The organism is Alkalibacterium putridalgicola, assembly GCF_040959045.1.
In the GTDB taxonomy this organism is placed as follows: domain Bacteria; phylum Bacillota; class Bacilli; order Lactobacillales; family Carnobacteriaceae_A; genus Alkalibacterium; species Alkalibacterium putridalgicola.
Genome location: NZ_CP162615.1, coordinates 199,887 through 218,238, shown reverse-complemented (window position 1 = coordinate 218,238; position 18,352 = coordinate 199,887). Strand labels below are relative to the sequence as shown.

The following is an 18,352-nucleotide window of genomic DNA, read 5'->3' as shown; positions in this document are numbered from 1 at the left end:
CTGTTGTTATAAAATTATCCTTGACGTTGTTTGTGTTTAGGATTTTCGCATATAACCATTACACGGCCATTACGACGGATCACTTTACACTTGTCACACATTTTTTTGACTGATGGTCTTACCTTCATGAACTTTCCCTCCTTGATTTCTTCGGAGTCCTAAGTTTATTTAAATCGATACGTAATGCGTCCACGTGTTAAATCATATGGAGACATTTCAACCGTTACCTTATCCCCAGGCAGAATCCGGATGTAATTCATACGAATTTTGCCAGAAACGTGTGCTAGAATTTCGTGACCATTTTCAAGTTCTACTTTAAACATTGCATTTGGTAACGTTTCTAGGACGGTTCCTTCAATCTCTATAACATCGTCTTTTGCCACGCCTGGTTTCCTCCTTTGATATCTCACTTCAGTACGCATGAATAGAGTGAAAGCCTAAAGCCTCACTTTAATTTATGCTATAATAGTCGTTTGGTTTATTGCTTTTTGACGCTCGTACTATTATATCATGCATACATGATCATTGCAAGGATTCATCATAAAACATCGGACTTCTTAGTTTAGTATGTCCACAATGTCCTGGAAAACTTGTTTCGGACTTTGTTTCCCGTCGATTTCTCTAACGAGGCCTAAATCACTGTAGTGTTTGGCAAGTTTTTCCGTTTGTTCTTCATTCACGTTGATACGATTCTCAACCGTTTCCGGCTTGTCATCTTCTCTCTGATAGAAATCATGTGAGCCGCACTTATCGCAGGTGCCTTCCACTTTAGGTGGAGAATACACTTTGTGATAGGTCGCACCACAATTTGAACACATGAATCGTCCAGTCAATCGTTCCATCAAAATATCTTTAGGTACTTTGATGTACAGCACGTGATCGAGTCTTCTGTTTGTAGAAGCCAAGGCCTGCTGCAGCGCTTGAGCCTGATTCAATGTCCGTGGATATCCATCAAGCAGAAATCCTCTTTTTGCATCATCTTGCTGAAGACGTTCTTTAACGATCCCGTTTGTTACATCATCAGGAACCAGTTCACCTTCGTCCATATACTGTTTTGCTTTCAAGCCAAGAGCTGTCTTATTCTTCATAGCTGCACGAAACATATCTCCGGTAGAAATATGCGGAATATTATATCTTTCCGAAATACGCGAAGCCTGCGTCCCTTTTCCAGCTCCAGGAAGACCTAATAGGATCAAATTCATTATGCTTCCTCCTTTTTTCGTTCACTTAGTTCATCAGCATAAATGGAAAAAAGATCGATTTACCCACCTCTGCCAAAATGACATCCGGGCAAATCGTCTTAATTCAATTTTCAAAAACTGCTTATGAGTGCTGAATGAAACCTTGGTAACTCTTCTTGCTCAGCAATCCTTCCAGTTGTCGCATAGAGTCAAGCGCCACACCAACTACGATGAGCAAGCTTGTACCTCCTAATGCAAGAGAACCAGGCAGATTGTATAAAGCAGAAGCTATAATCGGAAGCAATGAAATGGTTCCTAAATAAATGGCTCCCACTGTACTTAAACGAATAAGCATATACCCAATATATTCTTCGGTTGCTCGTCCCGGACGAATACTCGGAATGTAGCCGTTTTGTTTCTGTAGATTTTCAGCAGCCTTTTCAGGATTGACCTGAATGAATGCATAGAAATACGTGAACAAGACGATCAGTACTGTATAAAGTACAGCACCCATAGGTTCCTGGAGATTGAACACACTGTTCAACACCTGGTACCAGCCTTCATTCTGATTCCCCTGAGCAAAATAACCCAGGATGATCTGTGGCGTCATGAGGAACGAACTAGCGAAGATAACTGGAATAACGCCAGCCGAGTTCACTTTTAATGGTAAAACAGCACTGTCTTTCGTTGTGCTTGCACGTTTAGAATAGCGAACAGGGATATTACGCTTGGCATTTTCCACAAAAGTTACAAGTAACACAAGTAACACGAACACAACGACAATTGTTATCGCAAGGATCCAGGCACTGACGACCTCATCGCCGGCGTTTCGGATCTGTGTGTTATAAAATTGTGCAATGTCCTGAGGAAAACGAGCGACGATACCGGAAAAGATTATAAATGAGACGCCGTTCCCGAAACCGTGAACGGTGATCATTTCTCCCAGCCACATGACGAGCATCGTTCCTGCTGTCAGTATGATCGCGATCGTAATATATGTTGCCGGCCCAGGATTACGGACCAGTCCTAAACCTGTCAATGCGTTGAATCCATAAGAAATACCGATAGCCTGGAAAAATGCTAAGAAAATCGTTAAATAGCGTGTGGCCTGATTCAACTTGCGTCGTCCGACTTCTCCCTGATCTGCCCATTCCTTGAATTTAGGAATGACATCCATCTGCAGGAGCTGAATGACGATAGAAGACGTAATGTAAGGTGAAACACCTAAAGCAAATATTGAATAGCTGCTCAGGGCTCCACCACCAAACGTATCTAATAAGTTGAATAATCCAGTACTGGATAGATCACCCAGAGAGTCAGCGTTGACGCCCGGTACAGTCAAATGTGTACCAAGACGAAAGACGACTAGGATCCCAAGAGTGAACAGCACACGACTACGCACATCTTTTTCTTTGATCACACCTTTAATCAGCTCGATCATTCTTAGATCACCTCTACTGATCCACCGGCAGCTTCGATCGCTTCTTTAGCTGCTGAAGAAAACTTGTTAGCTTTCACAGTAAGTTTGTGATCGATGTTTCCTTTCGCCAAAACCTTAACACCGGATTTCTTGTTTTTGATTACTCCTGCTTTGACTAATACGTCTGGAGTAACTTCTGTACCTTCTTCAAATCGGTTTAATGTGTCTAAATTGACAATGTCGAATTCTTTACGGTTGTAGTTTGTAAATCCACGTTTTGGTAAAGTTTGGAATAATGGTGTTTGTCCACCTTCGAAACCTAAACGTGTTCCACCACCTGAACGCGCTTTTTGTCCTTTTTGTCCACGACCGGATGTTTTTCCGTTACCAGAAGAAGATCCACGACCTACACGGTTACGTGATTTACGTGATCCTTCTGCGGGTTTTAATTCATGAAGTTTCATAAATCTTGGCACCTCCTTTAGTTAGACTCTTTGCTCATTAGACTTCTTTAACGTCTACTAAATGAGCGATATGTTTAATTGCTCCTCGCACTGCTTCATTATCAGGTCTTACAACTGAAGAGTTGGTTTTTCTCAGACCTAATGATTTAACTACTTGATGTTGTCTTTGAGGACGACCAATTAAACTACGTTTTAATGTTATTTCCAAGTTTGCCATTGTGTCATCTCTCCTTATCCAAGTAATTCTTCTACAGATTTCCCGCGAAGTTTTGCTACGTCTTCTACACGTTTCATTTGGTTGATTCCATCGATCGTTGCACGAATCATGTTGATTGGTGAACTAGATCCAACAGACTTAGAAGAAACGTCTTGTACGCCGGCTAATTCTAAAATCGCACGTACTGGACCACCAGCAGAAACTCCAGAACCGGCTGTAGCAGGTTTCAAGATGATGTTACCGCCGCCGTGACGACCAATTACTTTATGTGGCAATGTAGTACCAACGATCGGCACTTCTACTAAATTGGTTTTAGCAGCTTCGATCGCTTTACGGATCGCTTCTGGTACTTCTTGCGCTTTACCTGTACCAAAACCAACGTGACCGTTTCTGTCTCCTACTACGACTAACGCAGCAAAACGTAAACGACGTCCACCTTTAACAACTTTAGTTACACGGTTGATTTCAACTACGCGATCTTCAATATCTAATTTAGATGCATCAATATGAGTTGTCATATACTGTTATTCCTCCTTTTCTTTAGAATGATAGTCCGTTTTCACGAGCTGCGTCTGCTAATGCTTTGACACGTCCGTGGTATTGATATCCGCCACGGTCAAAAACAACGACTGAAATGTCTTTGTCTTTAGCGCGTTTAGCAATCAATGTTCCTACTGCAGCAGCTTCTTCAACTTTCGAATCTCCTGAAACGTCAGTATCTAAGGAAGATGCACTTGCGAGCGTTACACCCTCTACATCATCAATTAATTGAGCGTAGATGTTTGTGTTCGAACGGAACACACTCAAACGCGGGCGCTCAGCAGTACCAGAAAGATTTCTGCGAATGCGTTTATGTCTTTTTTGACGTAATTTGTTTTTATCTGGTTTTGTAATCACAATTGTCACCTCTTTATTCAAAATTCTCATGTGAATGAGATAGTCAGGTTTCCTGATAAAAGGAAAGTAGAACGTTATAACAGATCGTTATAGTGTTCTCTTTCATTTTATTATTTACCTGTTTTACCTTCTTTACGACGTACGTTTTCGCCTCTATAGCGGATCCCTTTACCTTTATAAGGCTCTGGTGGACGTACGGAACGAACGTTAGCAGCCAAAGCGCCAACGTGCTCTTTGTTTGCGCCCTTGATAGAAATAACAGTGTTAGATGGAACTTCTACTGTTAATCCTTCAACAGCTTCGAACTCGACTGGGTGAGATAGTCCAACGTTTACGACTAATTTGTTACCTTGTTTTTGTGCACGGTAACCAACACCATTTAATTCTAGAACTTTTTCAAAACCGACAGTAACACCTTCGACCATGTTATTCACAATAGCGCGAGTTGTTCCGTGGATCGTACGACTAGATTTTGATTCATCAGGTCGTTCAAATGTCATTTGATTATCTTCAACTTTAACATCAATAATAGGGCTGATTTCACGGCTCAATTCTCCGTTTTTCCCTTTAACTGTGATCACGTTTCCGTCGATGTTTACTTCCACACCTTCAGGAATCGTAATCGGCATTTTTCCGATACGGCTCAAAGTCCGGCACCTCCTTCATCTTTCTTAGCTGATTACCAAACGTATGCGAGGACTTCTCCCCCGATATTTTTAGCACGAGCTGTTTTGTCTGTTACAACACCTTCGGATGTAGAAACTAGAGCGATACCTAGTCCGTTCAACACTTTAGGCATTTCTTCTGCGTTAACGTAAACGCGCAAACCTGGTTTTGAAATACGTTTCAAACCTGTGATAACACGTTCGTTGTTTTGACCATATTTCAAGAACACGCGGACGATGCCTTGTTTGTCATCTTCCACAAATTCAACATCCTTTATGAAACCTTCTGATTTCAGGATATCGGCCATACCTTTTTTTAAGTTAGAAGCAGGGATCTCAACTTTCGTATGACGAGCGTTATTAGCGTTACGGATACGAGTTAAGAAATCTGCGATTGGATCTGTCATGACCATTCGTTGTAGCCTCCTTTACGGCAAGTTTTCGTTTTGTTTACCAGCTTGCTTTTTTCAAGCCAGGAATTTCACCTTTATAAGCTAGCTCACGCAAGCAAATACGGCATAATTTGAATTTTTGGTATACAGCATGTGGGCGTCCACAACGTTCACAGCGGGTATACTCACGTGTCGAAAACTTGGCTGGTTTTTTGTTTTTAGCAATCATTGATTTTTTAGCCATTTTTACAATTACCCTCCTAATAGGTAGTTTAGGTTATTTCTGGAACGGCATTCCCATTTGTCCAAGTAATTCACGTGCTTCTTCGTCAGTGTTAGCTGATGTAACAATAACAATATCCATACCGCGAACTTTATCTACATCATCATAATTAACTTCAGGGAAAATCAGCTGCTCTTTGATACCTAGCGTGTAGTTTCCACGTCCGTCAAAAGCGTTTTTGCTTACTCCACGGAAATCACGTACACGAGGTAATGAAACAGTCACTAATTTATCCAAGAAATCATACATGCGATCGCCACGAAGTGTAACTTTCGTACCGATTGGCATACCTTCACGTAAACGGAATGCGGCGATAGATTTTTTCGCACGAGTGACAACTGGTTTTTGTCCAGAAATTAATGTTAACTCTTCTACTGCTTTATCTAAGTTTTTAGTGTTTGATACAGCTTCACCCACACCCATGTTGATAACGATCTTTTCAACTTTTGGTGCTTCCATGACAGAACTGTATTCAAATTTTTCAACTAATGATGGTCGTACATCACTGTTATATTTTTCTTTAAGGCGTGTCATAAATGAATGCCCTCCTTTCCTACTTTAGATTAAAGTGCTCCGCCAGATTTTTTAGCGTAGCGAACTTTTTTGCCATCTTCAACTTTATAACCTACTCGAGTAGATTCATTTGTTTCGGGATCGATCAACTGAACATTAGAAACGTGAATTGGTGCTTCTTTCTCAACAATTCCGCCTTCTTGTCCCATACCAGTAGGACGGGTATGTTTTTTCATGATATTGAGTCCTTCAACAATAACTTTGTTTTGTTTAGGCATAGCAGCTAATATAGTGCCTTCTTTGCCTTTATCTTTTCCTGCGATTACTTTGACTTTGTCTCCTGTTTTTACAAACATTCTCTAGCGCACCTCCTTATGACGTTTATCGGAATTATAGAACTTCCGGAGCTAACGAAACAATTCTCATAAAGTCATTCTCACGTAATTCACGAGCAACTGGTCCGAAGATACGTGTTCCACGTGGTGCTTTGTCTTCACGAATAATTACACAAGCATTTTCATCGAATTTAATATAAGAACCATCTGGACGTCTAGCGCCAGATTTAGTACGAACGATTACTGCACGAGCAACGTCCCCTTTTTTAACAACGCCGCCTGGTGTAGCATGTTTTACAGTAACAACTACTTCATCACCAATGTTAGCAGTTTTGGCTCCTGATCCACCTAAAACTTTAATGACAAGCACTTCACGTGCTCCAGAGTTGTCAGCGACTTTCATACGACTTTCTGTTTGAATCACGTTAGGATCCTCCTTTCAAACTCACGATAAAGTTTACTTCATCGTTGTGTAGCTCCCGGTTCCCCGGATGTTAGATTATAAAACTACTGATTCTTCAACCACTTCTAATAAACGGAAACGTTTATCTTTAGACAATGGTCGAGTTTCCATGATTTTAACAATGTCGCCAGTTTTAGCAGTGTTGTTTTCGTCATGTGCTTTAAATTTAGTTGAGTATTTAATACGTTTTTTGTATTTAGGGTGCTGTTTCTGCGTAGCGATCTCAACAACGATGGTTTTATCCATTTTGTCTGAAGTCACTTTACCTTGATATACTTTACGTTCGTTACGTTCAGCCATTTTCTAGCCTCCTTTGAATAAGCTATTACACTATCTAGTTACTATGCCATTTCAGCTTGGCGCAAAACAGTTTTAACACGCGCGATGTTTTTACGTACCTCACCGATACGAGCGGTGTTTTCTAATTGTCCAGTAGCTAATTGAAAGCGTAAGTTAAATAGCTCTTCTTTGAATTCTGCTTCTTTTTCAATCAATTCAGTAGTGGATAAGCTTTTTAATTCATTAGCCTTCATTTGAGTCACCACTTTCTTCACGAGTTACTACTCTAGTTCTAACCGGTAGTTTGTGTGAAGCTAAACGCAAGGCTTCGCGAGCGACTTCTTCAGATACGCCGCCGATTTCAAACATGATCTTACCACGTTTGACAGGGGCTACCCAGCTCTCAGGAGCTCCTTTACCAGAACCCATACGAACACCAATTGCTTTAGCTGACACTGGTTTGTGAGGGAAAATTTTGATCCATACTTTCCCACCACGTTTCATATAACGAGTCATCGCTATACGAGCTGATTCGATTTGTCTGCTTGTGATCCATACAGAGTCAATTGCTTGTAATCCGTATTGACCGTAAGCTATTTCTTTGCCGCCTTTTGCTTCTCCACGCATTTTACCACGGAATTCGCGACGGTGTTTTACACGTTTTGGTACTAACATTGATTATTTCCCTCCTTTCTTAGCTTCCTTAACTTCAGGAAGAACTTCTCCTTTGTAGATCCATACTTTAACTCCGATTTTACCGTAAGTTGTATCGGCTTCTTCGTTAGCGTAATCGATATCTGCACGGATCGTGTGCAAAGGAACTGATCCTTCAGCAAAACTTTCGCTGCGGGCAATGTCTGCACCGTTTAGACGACCGGCTACCATTGTACGTACACCTTTAGCACCTGAACGCATTGTGCGCTGGATCGCTTGTTTTTGTGCACGACGGAATGAAATACGGTTTTCTAATTGCTCAGCAATACTTTTAGCTACTAATGTAGCATCCATATCTGGACGTTTGATTTCCACGATGTTCACGTGTACTCGTTTGCCAGTTAAGTTGTTTAATCCATTTCTTAAAGCATCAACTTCTGATCCACCTTTACCAATAACCATTCCTGGTTTAGCAGTGTGAATAGACACGTTGATTCTGTTTGCTGCACGTTCGATTTCTACACGAGAAACAGAGGCATCACTTAGTTTTTCAGCAATGTACTCACGAACAGCAAGGTCTTCATGTAATTTATCTGCAAAATCTTTTTCTGCGTACCATTTAGCGTCCCAATCTTGGATGACGCCGACACGCATACCATGAGGATTTACTTTTTGTCCCACTGATTACCCCTCCTTCTTCTCTGTTACCACTACAGTAATGTGGCTTGTTCGTTTGTTTATACGTGAAGCTGCACCTTTCGCACGAGGGCGGAACCTTTTTAAGGTTGCTCCTTCATTTACATAGGCTTCGCTTACGACTAATTCTTCGATATCCATATCGTAATTGTGTTCAGCATTTGCAATTGCTGACATTAAAACTTTTTCTACCGCTTCTGCTGCTCCTCTGTTAGTGAAGCGAAGGATAGAAATAGCTTCTGCAGCACTTTTCCCTCTGATGGTATCTACGACCATACGTGTTTTACGTGGTGCGATGCGAACCATGCGAGCAGTTGCTTTTGCTGCTGTTACTGTTTCTGCCATGAATGTATCCTCCCTTCGCTATTAACGTTTCGTAGTGCGGTCGTCTTTTCCGTGTCCGCGATACGTTCTTGTTGGTGCAAATTCACCTAGTTTGTGTCCAACCATGTCTTCTTGAACATAAACTGGCACATGCTTTCTTCCATCATATACGGCAATGGTGTAACCTACAAAGTTCGGAAAGATAGTTGAACGACGTGACCAAGTTTTGATTACACGTTTGTTGTTGTCATCCATTTCGCGAACTTTTTTCATCAAGTGATCATCGACGAAAGGTCCTTTTTTCAAACTACGGCTCATGTATTGCCCTCCTCTTCGGGTTTACCCCATAATATTTCTCTTTACTCTTTAAGTGTTATGCTTATTTTTTCTTAGTTTTACGACGACGTACGATAAGTTTATCTGAACGATTCTTACCTTTACGTGTTTTCTTACCAAGTGTTGGTTTACCCCATGGTGACATTGGGCTTGGGCGGCCGATAGGCGCTTTACCTTCACCACCACCGTGTGGGTGATCGTTAGGGTTCATTACAGAACCACGAACTGTCGGACGTTTGCCTAACCAGCGGTTACGTCCAGCTTTACCGATGTTGATCAGTTCATGCTGTTCGTTACCTACTGAACCGACTGTTGCACGGCAGCTTGATAAGATCAGACGTGTTTCACCTGAGCTTAAACGAACAAGGGCATATTTGCCTTCTTTACCTAATACTTGAGCTGAAGTACCAGCTGAACGAACCAGTTGTCCGCCTTTGCCAGGTTTCATTTCAATGTTGTGTACGAATGTACCAACCGGGATATTTATTAATGGTAAAGCATTCCCTACTTTGATATCAACGTCAGTACCTGAGTAGATGCTTGAACCTACTTCGATTCCTTTAGGTGATAAAATGTAAGTTTTTGTTCCATCTTCATATTGTACCAATGAGATATTTGCGGAACGGTTTGGATCATATTCAACAGTTTTTACAATACCGCGAACGCCATCTTTTTGACGTTTGAAGTCGATCACACGATATTTATGCTTGTGGCCTCCGCCTTGATGACGGACAGTGATTTTACCAGCATTGTTACGTCCGGCACGTTTAGGGTTTGGTCTTAACAAGCTCTTTTCAGGCTTAGACGTTGTGATTTCAGCGAAATCAGACCCTGTCATGTTACGACGTCCATTAGTGGTAGCTTTGTATGTCTTAATTGCCACGTGATTCCCCTCCTTGTTAAACTAGTTTTTCATAAATCTAATGTTAAATGTACGATTTATTCTTCGTCTCCGAACAATGCGATATCTTTTGAGTCAGCTGAAAGTGTTACGATCGCTTTTTTGCGTTTTTTCGTGTGACCTTCATAACGTCCCATGCGTTTTGGCTTAGGCGCTGTATTGATAACGTTGACTCGGTCAACTTTTACATCGAATAGTTCTTCGACAGATTTTTTGATGTTAGTTTTTTTAGCGCGAACATCCACTTCAAAAGTGTACTTTTTGCTGTCCATAGCGTACATAGAAGCTTCGGTAATGATCGGGCGTAAAATTACGTCTCGTGCGTCCATTATTGAAGAGCCTCCTCTACTTTTTCCAGAGCAGCCTTCGTCAAGATGAGTGTGTCATGTGCAACAACGTCTAGCACGGATACATTGTTAGGAGCTACGACTTTAACTCCGGGAATATTACGTGCAGACAATTTTGCAAATTCATTGTCATCTTCCAAGACAACTAATGCTTTTTTACTTGCATCTAGATTGCTTAGCATAGCTCTGAACTCTTTCGTTTTCGGTGCGTCGAAGCTTAAACCATCTAATACGATGATGTCATCTCCTGCTGCCTTTGCAGACAATACAGATTTGATAGCTAAACGACGTACTTTTCTTGGTAATTTGTATGAATATGAACGTGGTGTCGGTCCGAAGACAACTCCACCTCCACGCCATTGTGGTGAACGGATAGAACCTTGACGTGCACGTCCCGTTCCTTTTTGACGCCATGGTTTGCGTCCTCCGCCGCGTACTGCGCTACGGTTTTTTACTGCATGTGTTCCTTGTCTTAATGACGCACGCTGCATTGTGATGGCATCAAATACGACATCTTCATTTGGTTCGATCCCAAAAATCGCATCGTTCAATGTTACATCACCATTTTGCGTTCCGTCTTGTTTAAATAACGTTACAGTTGGCATTCTGCTAGTCCTCCCTTCCTACTCTATTACTTGTTGATTTTTTCTGCAGTTCGTATTTGGATAAGTGATTTTTTAGCACCTGGTACATTACCTTTGATCAGTAATACGTTACGGTCTGTATCGACACGAACGATTTCAAGGTTTTGTACAGTGACTTGATCTCCACCCATACGGCCAGCTAATTTTTTGCCTTTGAATACGCGTCCGGGATGAGTAGCCATACCCATTGAACCAGGACGACGGTGATAACGAGATCCGTGAGTTTCAGGTCCGCGGCTTTGGCCGTGACGTTTGATAACCCCTTGGAATCCTTTACCTTTAGACGTTCCTGTGACATCAACGATGTCGCCTTCTGCAAATGTGTCTACTTTAATTTCGTTTCCAACTTCGACGTCCCCTAGCTCAGCATCTCGTAATTCCTTAATGAAGCGCTTAGGAGCCGTGTTAGCTTTTTTAACATGACCTTGTGCTGGTTTGTTAGATAATACTTCACGTTTATCTTCATACCCTAATTGAACAGCATTGTAACCATCCGTTTCAGTCGTTTTAAGTTGTAAAACAATGTTAGGCTGAACTTCGATTACTGTTACAGGTAGTAATTCTCCTGTTTCGCTGAAAATTTGAGTCATTCCAACTTTTCTTCCTAAGATTCCCTTGGTCATGAGTACACCTCCGTTATTATGATTTTTTATTTTTGTTTATTATAGTTTGATTTCGATGTCTACGCCTGACGGCAAGTCAAGTTTAGTTAATGCATCAACAGTTTTCGCTGTTGGGTTCAAAATGTCCACTAAACGTTTGTGTGTGCGCATTTCGAATTGTTCGCGTGAATCTTTGTATTTGTGTGGTGAACGGATTACAGTGAATAATTTGCGTTCAGTTGGCAGCGGGATTGGACCGGATACGTTTGCCCCAGTTCTCTTTGCTGTTTCCACAATTTTGTCTGCTGATTGATCAAGTACGCGATGTTCGTAAGCTTTCAAACGAATACGTATTTTTTGTTTTGCCATGATTTTCCCTCCTTCGCTTATTTAAGAAATAAACCTAGCTCCACGAAAATTTTTCCAACCACCCTCCATGGCAATGCACCCGGGTGTGTCGCAACCTCTCGCTTCCTAGCCTTGGCTCTATGATTTACCCTCCCCCTCTGAATACTGAGCAAAACCTTGACGGCATGCGTTTTTTTCAGAAAAGAAGCGTCACTCACAGACACCTTTACAAGTATACAGACAATAGCATACATAATCAAGTCTTTTTCTGTCTTTTTTAAAAATAATCCATTTACTTGAGTTGTAAAGTTAAATGCAACACTTTCTGTTACATGATTCGATGAACTTAAATCTCTTTACTTCTTCCCCTAGGGGAAGAGAAATTTTAAATACTACATTGTTGAAAATACTCTTCTGATGAACGTAGCCCTATCACTTCTCTAATCCTTCTATTGATTGCCTGAGCGGCTTGATCGATATCCATTTCTGAAAAAAGATGGATGGATTTTCCTTTAGGGATGAATTCCCTCAACAGTTTATTGAAGTTTTCGTTTGAGCCCCGTTCCCAGGATGCGTAGGCATGACAAAAATATACGTCTGTATTGAGTTCAGACATTAATGCGAATTCCGAACCATTATCAAAAGTGATTGAAGCAAATAGGTTAGGGTTATCTGCTAGAATCTCTTCAAAGGCATTTTTAACCGTTTGACTTTTATAGTCGCTGATTTTCTTAGTAATGGCATAGCGTGTTTTTCTCTCCACCAAGGTAATGATTGCCGGTTCATTTTTCGTTTTCTTTCCTTTAACCAGATCAGCTTCCCAGTGTCCAAATGTTTCTCTTGATAATACGTCCTCTGGACGATTGGTGATACTGGTACCTAGGATTCTTTTGTTTTTTCCCTTAGGGTTACTATGTTGGTTTTTTCTTGGTTTCAGACGATACATGACAGGTAAGTCATGTGGTTTGATAGACAACAGACCTTGACGTATATAAGAATAGACGGTTTTAAACGTTGGTATATTCTCTACAGGATGCTTTTTTCTATAAAGAGCTATGAATGTCTTTATGTTGTAGAGACGCTGTTTCCCTTTAAACAAACCTTTAGTAAAAGCATCTTCCAGCTCAGAGAAGAAAGCGCTCGAGAAAGAAACAATCTTTTTACGGACACTCTTTGATCGTCGTTTTTCATAAACAGATTGACCGGAATCTGAATAGTACACAGTGACTTTCTTATTATAGCCATTGATCTGCTTGATTTGTTCTACTTTGCCTCGATTGATTTCTCTATGGATTGTGGAACGGTTACGTCCAAGGCGTCTGCCTATCTCTGCTTTATTAACATCTTCGTTTAACCATTTTTCTATCAGTTGTCTTTCTTTAAAATCTAAATGAGTAAATGATCGAGTCTGATTTGTGTTATAATTACCTGTGGACATGAAGATTCTCCTTTGCTTATTTTGTGGTGATTTAAGTATAACGAATCTTCATGTCTTTTTGTATTTTCAGAAATTAATGAGTGTTGCATTTCATTTTACAACACACCAATAATCCATTTATTTTTATTTCTGAAACTTTTGCTCTTCCACTCTTTTTATTTTTTCTTGCATCCGTTGAGACACGTGCCAGCGTCTCCCGTTTTTCCAGTTTCTACTATAGTATAGCTTATCTCCTATTGAAATTCTGTCCGGGCTGTAGACTATGCTCATGATCGAACCGTAAAACAATCATCTACTCACCCTTTTACTGGAGGCTCTTGCTAAATCGTTGAGTTATTTCAATAATCTCTATACAATTATATTAACGAATACAAAACACAGTCTGTTATTCCATTTTGACCACGATCCTATTAATCCATATAAAGGAGGGACCGACATGGCTTTATTTCAGAAAACGCACCTCTCTATCGAAAAGCTTCATACGCTCATCGATACGGTAGACAGCATCGTCATCGGCAAGAAAGACGTGACCCGTCTGACTATCGTTGCTATGCTGGCGGGTGGACATATTTTATTTGAGGACATTCCCGGCGTTGGGAAAACACTCCTGATACGTACCATCGCCAAGTGTCTGGATGCTGACTTTGCCCGCATCCAGTTTACACCTGATCTCTTACCTTCAGACATCATCGGTTTCTCTGTGCCGAATGCCGAGGGGACTGCATTCAATTTTAGAAAAGGCCCTATCTTCAATCAGCTGCTGCTGGCCGATGAGATCAACCGGACCTCGCCGCGCACTCAGGCAGCGATGCTTGAAGCCATGTCGGAAAAGCAGGTGACCTTAGACGGCGAAACACATACCCTGCCTGAACCTTTTTTCGTTCTCGCCACTCAGAATCCGATAGAGTATAAAGGGACTTACCCGCTTCCCGAAGCCCAGCTGGATCGTTTTCTGTTCCAGCTGTCACTGGGATATCCCGATACAGAACAGGAAGTGCAGATGCTGGCTGCACCCGATCAGCAGAAAGCGGTCGAGATCCTTCAGCCAGTAATGACTCTGGATGAGTTCCTCACCTTAAAAGAAGCTGCCGCTCACGTTTACGTTGATGACAGCCTGCTGCAGTATATCGTTTCTCTGGCTCTACTGACAAGAAATCATCCAGCTATACGTCTGGGGATCAGCCCTAGAGGCAATCAGTTTGCTCTGGCCTCAGCCCGTGCCCACGCTCTGCTGTCAGGGAGAGATTACGTTATTCCACAAGATATCCTGGACATACTGAAGCCCCTGTATCGCCATAGACTGTTATTCGAGAATCACCACAGCAAAGAAGAAATCGAGGCGTTCATCGATCAGCTGACCAGAGAACTGGTCATCCCCAAGCAGAGCAGGCACAAATGATGAAGAACCGATACCGTTACCTACGCCTTTTCTGGATCCTGCTCTTATATGCTCTGATCATTCTCTATACCCTGGTTTTCCCAACGACCGCCTCCTGGTTTATTTTCTACGCCTTTACCCTTTGGCTTCTTTTATCCTTTCTATCAACACGACAAACCTACCACCTGACCCGTACCGATAAACTGAAAAAAGAGGACAATACGTTCAGTTTTATTTTTTTTATTGAGAACAAACGGCGCCAGCCTTTCCTGCTGTCTTCCATAGAAATCATTCTTGTATTCAATGACATCCAACGTTCTTCTTCCACAGCCGTCTTTTTTGCAAGAAAGATCGAAAGTCAGTTCCACTCCATCACTTTACCCAGAGGTCATCACGATACCCTTACTTTGACGATCGTCGGAACAGGATGGTTTGGCGTCTGGAAGAAACGGTCGCAGCTTATCGTTCCTATAAACATAGATATATATCCGGCTGTCTTAAGAAAGATCGAGCGGGAGCGACTGATGTACCATTTAGCCTCTTTCCTCACGGAGACATCCCGGTCACTGCATCACGACTATTACATGACAGATATCAGGGACTTTCAGAACCGCGATGCTCTTTCAGGTATCGACTGGAAAACCAGTCTCAAGCGGGGACAATGGATGGTGAAAGAATACGAGGCTGAAGAAGAAACGCCGGTGGATCTGTATGTCCTGGGTCTTGACACTGAAAGCTTCGAGACTCTCCTGAGTATCGCCTACAGTCTTTTAATGGAATTGAAGAAAACGAAAGATGTGCGCCTGTTTCTGCTGGGTGACTTTGACGGTCAGGCAACTGTTGTAATGGATGAATCCGGCTTTCTGACGATCCAGCCTGCACAAAATAAAACCACTCTCTTACACTTATGGGAGAAAACCCGGAACACCCCCTCAAAAAAAATCATCATCAAGTCCAGTCAAGTGACTGTCCCGGTCCTAGCTCACCCTTCCCAAAGTGCCAAGATCATCGATGAGGAAACCATTCCTGTGATTAAAGGAGGCGAGTCTGACAGTGAACAAGATAATGGATAAACGCGCGCTGATCAAGCGTATCCTGACCGGCGTGCTTTACAGTTTAATGCTTATGCCCATACTCAATCTGCTGATGACGATCAATGCTCTTTCCGGAAAAATCACTCTCTTCTTTTTTTTCACACTCACACTACTGTCTGCCGCTTTTATAAGAAAAGGATGGCTGTTTCTCATCATTCAGATCAGCCTGTTCTTTGTATTTATCTTTACCCTCTTCCCCCCTTCACCAGATGACGCTCTTATCAGGGAGTGGCTGCCTGAGAAGTGGGGCACAGGGGTCACACAATGGCAGACACTCCTGGAAGCCAATCTGACTGAAGTGCCCGTACTGCTTTTGATGACCGGACTTTTTTTACTGATGTCGGTTTTGGCCTATCTGCTCTTTCACTTCGCCCAGCCCCTGCCCGCTTTCTTTGCTGCACTTGTCTACTTGCTGATCCTTCATACCTTCACGTCCCGAACCGTCCTGCCTTACTTGATCTTACTCATAGGCACAACTTTTTCACTGGTTGCCTTATCACAAATCGACATCACATCCCGCTGGCAGACCGTATCCTATACCTTGCTGACTACTTATGCATCGATTTTTCTCCTGATCGGTCTGTCCTACTTCAGCCTGGAGAGACTGGAAAGAAGCCAGGAATGGGTCGAAACAAAATCCAATGCTTATCAGAAAGAGCTGGATCAGCGCGGATTCTTCGACTGGATCAACAGCAATGCAACTGGCCTTGGTTTTCGACGGACTGGAATGGGGACAGGCACAGACAGACTCGGTGGACGGCTGCATCAGGATTTCTCTCCTGTCTTCCGGGCCTATACTCAACGGCCGAATTACTGGAAAGTGATGCACCGGACGACGTATAACGGTTTAGGCTGGAACAGTGCGGGGACCGATTCACAAAGGACCCTTCCCATCCCTTATAGCGCACGGGAGAATGACAGCCTGACAATGGAGCAGCGCCAGGATATACCTGAACAAGAAGATCTTTCTACTATACGACTTGAATGGTTTGAAGACCTGTCGTATCTTGCCTACCCATACGGCTGGCTCGAACTCGATTTCAATTCAGGCGAAGAAGCGGAAGTCACAGTGCAGCTGGATGACAAAAATGATTACTTTACGGTACAAAGCGATGGGGATAGCCGCGACGACTATCTCCTGACCTATGACAGAACGTTCCCGACCCGGTTCGACGAGGAAGCTTTGCGTAAAGATGACGGCTGGCGTGAAGAACTCGCGGCCACCTATAAAGAGTTATTAGCTGACGATGCATTCGTTCAGGAAATGGATAGAGACGAGATCATAGCTTCCTGGTTCGAAGATGAACTCCAGCTGCCAGCCGCGCTTCCTTCCCGTGTCAGAGACCTTGCCGAGGAAATAACAGCAGGCCTGGATACCGAATACGAGATCGTCCGTGCAGTGGAAACCTACCTCAAAGAAGAGGGCGGTTACCGCTATAGCCTGCTTGATGTGGAAAGGACCCCTGAAGACGGCGATTACGTGGACCACTTTTTATTTGAATCTCAAATTGGCTACTGCGACAACTTTTCTACATCGATGGCTGTGATGCTGCGTTCGCTCGGCATACCTACGCGCTGGACGAAAGGCTTCACGCCCGGCTCACTTGTCGAAAGTGAGAACAGCGAGCCTTATTTTCTCGTAGATAACAGTAACGCCCACTCCTGGCCGGAAGTTTTTTTCCCCAGTTACGGCTGGGTTCCTTTTGAACCGAGTCCTTCTTTTGCAAACCCCGTGACGAACGAGGAAGATGTAGCCAGTATCAGGGGCGAGACGTATACCTTCGATGATGATTCAGACATCATGGAAATCGGCGACACCGAGCCGGAACCATTGGCAACAGAGGACCTGGACGGTGATGGAGTAGAGGAAGAATCCCCGGAAGCAGAAACAGCAGAGGGTATCAGCGAATCTGACGAGGCCGCCTCCTCTTCGGATCAGTCAGTTTTCGAGAGATGGACATCTATTCTTTATCCGGTACTTCTGTTTATAGCCATTACAAGCAGTGTTATTGCAGTCTTCAGATGGCATTTAGTCCTCTGGCTGCCGAGATTCCTGATCAGAAGAGACAAACTTTCTCTTAACCAGGCCTCAAGGCTCCTTCTTCGACTGTATTACTTGAAACACAAACCTGGACCGGGCCAGACGGTTCAGATGTACATGAATGAATGGAAACCTTTCGCATCCGGTCATAAACAGACCCTTGACGACTTCAGCCAATTGGCCGACTGGGCGTTTTATGGTCCTATAGACTCCTCGAAGACGTTGACAGATAATGAACGAAGCGTACTCATTGATATGCTGAATCTGTACCCTATACTTCCCAATGTGGATGCTAAAGCTCCTCAACAAATATGAACGGACAGCACATCACATCACTGCTGATCGAGAGTGGACGAGAAAATTGTTAGCTTCGTCCCTTCTTACGTCTGCACTATACGATACCCGCTTAAGTAATAAGCTGAGCCATAAGAAAGCTGAAT

At 42.7% G+C, this 18,352-nt stretch carries 29 protein-coding genes; 3 read left to right on the top strand and 26 right to left on the bottom strand.

The genetic code is table 11. The annotated features are described in order from the left end of the window. Nucleotides 1–14: 14 nt before the first annotated feature. The 26 genes from rpmJ to AB4027_RS01040 form a co-directional block, all read right to left on the bottom strand. Nucleotides 15–128, bottom strand: coding sequence for a 50S ribosomal protein L36 (gene rpmJ, locus AB4027_RS01165; protein ID WP_034299928.1), 114 nt, complete (start codon nucleotides 126–128; stop codon nucleotides 15–17). A 36-nt stretch (nucleotides 129–164) separates the two neighbouring features. Further along, nucleotides 165–383: a translation initiation factor IF-1 gene (gene infA, locus AB4027_RS01160; protein WP_034299926.1), complete on the bottom strand. Its 219-nt coding sequence runs from the start codon at nucleotides 381–383 to the stop codon at nucleotides 165–167. Between the two features lie 174 nt (nucleotides 384–557). Then, entirely contained in the window at nucleotides 558–1,202 is a 645-nt protein-coding gene (locus AB4027_RS01155; RefSeq protein WP_091488887.1) for an adenylate kinase, read from the bottom strand. Between the two features lie 121 nt (nucleotides 1,203–1,323). Continuing rightward, nucleotides 1,324–2,622 (bottom strand): preprotein translocase subunit SecY, encoded by a 1,299-nt coding sequence (gene secY, locus AB4027_RS01150; protein ID WP_368645631.1) that lies wholly within the window; start codon nucleotides 2,620–2,622, stop codon nucleotides 1,324–1,326. Nucleotides 2,623–2,624: 2 nt separating this feature from the next. Then, nucleotides 2,625–3,065 (bottom strand): 50S ribosomal protein L15, encoded by a 441-nt coding sequence (gene rplO, locus AB4027_RS01145; protein WP_091488884.1) that lies wholly within the window; start codon nucleotides 3,063–3,065, stop codon nucleotides 2,625–2,627. Nucleotides 3,066–3,102: 37 nt separating this feature from the next. Further along, the gene (gene rpmD, locus AB4027_RS01140) at nucleotides 3,103–3,282 is read right to left on the bottom strand and encodes a 50S ribosomal protein L30 (RefSeq protein ID WP_091488883.1); all 180 of its coding nucleotides are present in this window, start codon (nucleotides 3,280–3,282) and stop codon (nucleotides 3,103–3,105) included. A gap of 14 nt (nucleotides 3,283–3,296) precedes the next feature. Further along, nucleotides 3,297–3,800 carry a 30S ribosomal protein S5 gene (gene rpsE / locus AB4027_RS01135; protein ID WP_091488881.1) on the bottom strand — a complete coding sequence of 168 codons (504 nt, stop codon included), beginning with the start codon at nucleotides 3,798–3,800 and terminating at the stop codon, nucleotides 3,297–3,299. 22 nt (nucleotides 3,801–3,822) lie between these two features. Continuing rightward, a complete protein-coding gene (gene rplR / locus AB4027_RS01130; protein WP_091488927.1) occupies nucleotides 3,823–4,188 on the bottom strand; it encodes a 50S ribosomal protein L18 in 366 nt (121 codons plus the stop codon). A gap of 101 nt (nucleotides 4,189–4,289) precedes the next feature. Then, a complete protein-coding gene (gene rplF / locus AB4027_RS01125) occupies nucleotides 4,290–4,826 on the bottom strand; it encodes a 50S ribosomal protein L6 (RefSeq protein ID WP_091488879.1) in 537 nt (178 codons plus the stop codon). A 32-nt stretch (nucleotides 4,827–4,858) separates the two neighbouring features. Next, nucleotides 4,859–5,257, bottom strand: a complete 399-nt coding sequence (rpsH, locus tag AB4027_RS01120) for a 30S ribosomal protein S8 (RefSeq protein WP_091488877.1) — start codon at nucleotides 5,255–5,257, stop codon at nucleotides 4,859–4,861. 37 nt (nucleotides 5,258–5,294) lie between these two features. Then, nucleotides 5,295–5,480: a type Z 30S ribosomal protein S14 gene (locus tag AB4027_RS01115; RefSeq protein WP_091488876.1), complete on the bottom strand. Its 186-nt coding sequence runs from the start codon at nucleotides 5,478–5,480 to the stop codon at nucleotides 5,295–5,297. A gap of 33 nt (nucleotides 5,481–5,513) precedes the next feature. Beyond that, complete coding sequence (gene rplE, locus AB4027_RS01110; RefSeq protein ID WP_091488874.1) at nucleotides 5,514–6,053, bottom strand: 50S ribosomal protein L5; 540 nt, start codon at nucleotides 6,051–6,053, stop codon at nucleotides 5,514–5,516. Between the two features lie 29 nt (nucleotides 6,054–6,082). Beyond that, nucleotides 6,083–6,388 carry a 50S ribosomal protein L24 gene (gene rplX / locus AB4027_RS01105; RefSeq protein ID WP_091488872.1) on the bottom strand — a complete coding sequence of 102 codons (306 nt, stop codon included), beginning with the start codon at nucleotides 6,386–6,388 and terminating at the stop codon, nucleotides 6,083–6,085. 34 nt (nucleotides 6,389–6,422) lie between these two features. Further along, nucleotides 6,423–6,791, bottom strand: coding sequence for a 50S ribosomal protein L14 (rplN, locus tag AB4027_RS01100; RefSeq protein ID WP_091488870.1), 369 nt, complete (start codon nucleotides 6,789–6,791; stop codon nucleotides 6,423–6,425). A 75-nt stretch (nucleotides 6,792–6,866) separates the two neighbouring features. Beyond that, a complete protein-coding gene (rpsQ, locus tag AB4027_RS01095; RefSeq protein ID WP_091488868.1) occupies nucleotides 6,867–7,130 on the bottom strand; it encodes a 30S ribosomal protein S17 in 264 nt (87 codons plus the stop codon). Nucleotides 7,131–7,171: 41 nt separating this feature from the next. Then, nucleotides 7,172–7,363, bottom strand: a complete 192-nt coding sequence (gene rpmC / locus AB4027_RS01090) for a 50S ribosomal protein L29 (RefSeq protein ID WP_091488866.1) — start codon at nucleotides 7,361–7,363, stop codon at nucleotides 7,172–7,174. Next, nucleotides 7,353–7,784, bottom strand: coding sequence for a 50S ribosomal protein L16 (gene rplP / locus AB4027_RS01085; RefSeq protein WP_091488864.1), 432 nt, complete (start codon nucleotides 7,782–7,784; stop codon nucleotides 7,353–7,355). The genes rpmC and rplP overlap by 11 nt, the downstream gene beginning before the upstream one ends. Before the next feature lie 3 nt (nucleotides 7,785–7,787). Further along, nucleotides 7,788–8,444, bottom strand: coding sequence for a 30S ribosomal protein S3 (gene rpsC, locus AB4027_RS01080; protein WP_091488862.1), 657 nt, complete (start codon nucleotides 8,442–8,444; stop codon nucleotides 7,788–7,790). A 3-nt stretch (nucleotides 8,445–8,447) separates the two neighbouring features. Beyond that, nucleotides 8,448–8,804, bottom strand: coding sequence for a 50S ribosomal protein L22 (gene rplV / locus AB4027_RS01075; RefSeq protein WP_091488861.1), 357 nt, complete (start codon nucleotides 8,802–8,804; stop codon nucleotides 8,448–8,450). A gap of 21 nt (nucleotides 8,805–8,825) precedes the next feature. Continuing rightward, nucleotides 8,826–9,101, bottom strand: coding sequence for a 30S ribosomal protein S19 (gene rpsS, locus AB4027_RS01070; protein WP_091488859.1), 276 nt, complete (start codon nucleotides 9,099–9,101; stop codon nucleotides 8,826–8,828). Between the two features lie 61 nt (nucleotides 9,102–9,162). Then, a complete protein-coding gene (gene rplB, locus AB4027_RS01065; RefSeq protein ID WP_368645630.1) occupies nucleotides 9,163–10,002 on the bottom strand; it encodes a 50S ribosomal protein L2 in 840 nt (279 codons plus the stop codon). Nucleotides 10,003–10,058: 56 nt separating this feature from the next. After that, nucleotides 10,059–10,349 carry a 50S ribosomal protein L23 gene (gene rplW / locus AB4027_RS01060; RefSeq protein ID WP_368645629.1) on the bottom strand — a complete coding sequence of 97 codons (291 nt, stop codon included), beginning with the start codon at nucleotides 10,347–10,349 and terminating at the stop codon, nucleotides 10,059–10,061. After that, nucleotides 10,349–10,972, bottom strand: a complete 624-nt coding sequence (gene rplD, locus AB4027_RS01055; protein ID WP_368645628.1) for a 50S ribosomal protein L4 — start codon at nucleotides 10,970–10,972, stop codon at nucleotides 10,349–10,351. The genes rplW and rplD overlap by 1 nt, the downstream gene beginning before the upstream one ends. A gap of 26 nt (nucleotides 10,973–10,998) precedes the next feature. After that, nucleotides 10,999–11,634 carry a 50S ribosomal protein L3 gene (gene rplC, locus AB4027_RS01050; RefSeq protein WP_368645627.1) on the bottom strand — a complete coding sequence of 212 codons (636 nt, stop codon included), beginning with the start codon at nucleotides 11,632–11,634 and terminating at the stop codon, nucleotides 10,999–11,001. A 39-nt stretch (nucleotides 11,635–11,673) separates the two neighbouring features. After that, nucleotides 11,674–11,982, bottom strand: a complete 309-nt coding sequence (rpsJ, locus tag AB4027_RS01045) for a 30S ribosomal protein S10 (RefSeq protein ID WP_091488850.1) — start codon at nucleotides 11,980–11,982, stop codon at nucleotides 11,674–11,676. Between the two features lie 364 nt (nucleotides 11,983–12,346). Then, nucleotides 12,347–13,399, bottom strand: a complete 1,053-nt coding sequence (locus tag AB4027_RS01040) for an IS30 family transposase (protein WP_368645626.1) — start codon at nucleotides 13,397–13,399, stop codon at nucleotides 12,347–12,349. A 436-nt stretch (nucleotides 13,400–13,835) separates the two neighbouring features. Between AB4027_RS01040 and AB4027_RS01035 the strand changes: the two genes are divergently transcribed. The 3 genes from AB4027_RS01035 to AB4027_RS01025 are packed head-to-tail and all read left to right on the top strand — an operon-like array spanning nucleotide 13,836 to nucleotide 18,227. After that, entirely contained in the window at nucleotides 13,836–14,798 is a 963-nt protein-coding gene (locus AB4027_RS01035) for an AAA family ATPase (protein ID WP_368645625.1), read from the top strand. Further along, nucleotides 14,795–15,850 carry a DUF58 domain-containing protein gene (locus AB4027_RS01030; protein ID WP_368645624.1) on the top strand — a complete coding sequence of 352 codons (1,056 nt, stop codon included), beginning with the start codon at nucleotides 14,795–14,797 and terminating at the stop codon, nucleotides 15,848–15,850. Before AB4027_RS01035 ends, AB4027_RS01030 begins: the two co-directional genes overlap by 4 nt. After that, a complete protein-coding gene (locus AB4027_RS01025) occupies nucleotides 15,831–18,227 on the top strand; it encodes a transglutaminase-like domain-containing protein (protein ID WP_368645623.1) in 2,397 nt (798 codons plus the stop codon). The genes AB4027_RS01030 and AB4027_RS01025 overlap by 20 nt, the downstream gene beginning before the upstream one ends. Nucleotides 18,228–18,352: the final 125 nt, after the last annotated feature.

Coding starts and splice junctions, on each gene's coding strand:
- rpmJ (WP_034299928.1), bottom strand. CDS start 128: ATGAAGGTAAGACCATCAGTCAAAAAAATGTGTGACAAGTGTAAAGTG.
- AB4027_RS01155 (WP_091488887.1), bottom strand. CDS start 1,202: ATGAATTTGATCCTATTAGGTCTTCCTGGAGCTGGAAAAGGGACGCAG.
- secY (WP_368645631.1), bottom strand. CDS start 2,622: ATGATCGAGCTGATTAAAGGTGTGATCAAAGAAAAAGATGTGCGTAGT.
- rplO (WP_091488884.1), bottom strand. CDS start 3,065: ATGAAACTTCATGAATTAAAACCCGCAGAAGGATCACGTAAATCACGT.
- rpmD (WP_091488883.1), bottom strand. CDS start 3,282: ATGGCAAACTTGGAAATAACATTAAAACGTAGTTTAATTGGTCGTCCT.
- rpsE (WP_091488881.1), bottom strand. CDS start 3,800: ATGACAACTCATATTGATGCATCTAAATTAGATATTGAAGATCGCGTA.
- rpsH (WP_091488877.1), bottom strand. CDS start 5,257: ATGGTCATGACAGATCCAATCGCAGATTTCTTAACTCGTATCCGTAAC.
- AB4027_RS01115 (WP_091488876.1), bottom strand. CDS start 5,480: ATGGCTAAAAAATCAATGATTGCTAAAAACAAAAAACCAGCCAAGTTT.
- rplE (WP_091488874.1), bottom strand. CDS start 6,053: ATGACACGCCTTAAAGAAAAATATAACAGTGATGTACGACCATCATTA.
- rplX (WP_091488872.1), bottom strand. CDS start 6,388: ATGTTTGTAAAAACAGGAGACAAAGTCAAAGTAATCGCAGGAAAAGAT.
- rpsQ (WP_091488868.1), bottom strand. CDS start 7,130: ATGGCTGAACGTAACGAACGTAAAGTATATCAAGGTAAAGTGACTTCA.
- rpmC (WP_091488866.1), bottom strand. CDS start 7,363: ATGAAGGCTAATGAATTAAAAAGCTTATCCACTACTGAATTGATTGAA.
- rplP (WP_091488864.1), bottom strand. CDS start 7,784: ATGTTAGTACCAAAACGTGTAAAACACCGTCGCGAATTCCGTGGTAAA.
- rplV (WP_091488861.1), bottom strand. CDS start 8,804: ATGGCAGAAACAGTAACAGCAGCAAAAGCAACTGCTCGCATGGTTCGC.
- rpsS (WP_091488859.1), bottom strand. CDS start 9,101: ATGAGCCGTAGTTTGAAAAAAGGACCTTTCGTCGATGATCACTTGATG.
- rplW (WP_368645629.1), bottom strand. CDS start 10,349: ATGGACGCACGAGACGTAATTTTACGCCCGATCATTACCGAAGCTTCT.
- rplD (WP_368645628.1), bottom strand. CDS start 10,972: ATGCCAACTGTAACGTTATTTAAACAAGACGGAACGCAAAATGGTGAT.
- rplC (WP_368645627.1), bottom strand. CDS start 11,634: ATGACCAAGGGAATCTTAGGAAGAAAAGTTGGAATGACTCAAATTTTC.
- rpsJ (WP_091488850.1), bottom strand. CDS start 11,982: ATGGCAAAACAAAAAATACGTATTCGTTTGAAAGCTTACGAACATCGC.
- AB4027_RS01040 (WP_368645626.1), bottom strand. CDS start 13,399: ATGTCCACAGGTAATTATAACACAAATCAGACTCGATCATTTACTCAT.
- AB4027_RS01035 (WP_368645625.1), top strand. CDS start 13,836: ATGGCTTTATTTCAGAAAACGCACCTCTCTATCGAAAAGCTTCATACG.
- AB4027_RS01030 (WP_368645624.1), top strand. CDS start 14,795: ATGATGAAGAACCGATACCGTTACCTACGCCTTTTCTGGATCCTGCTC.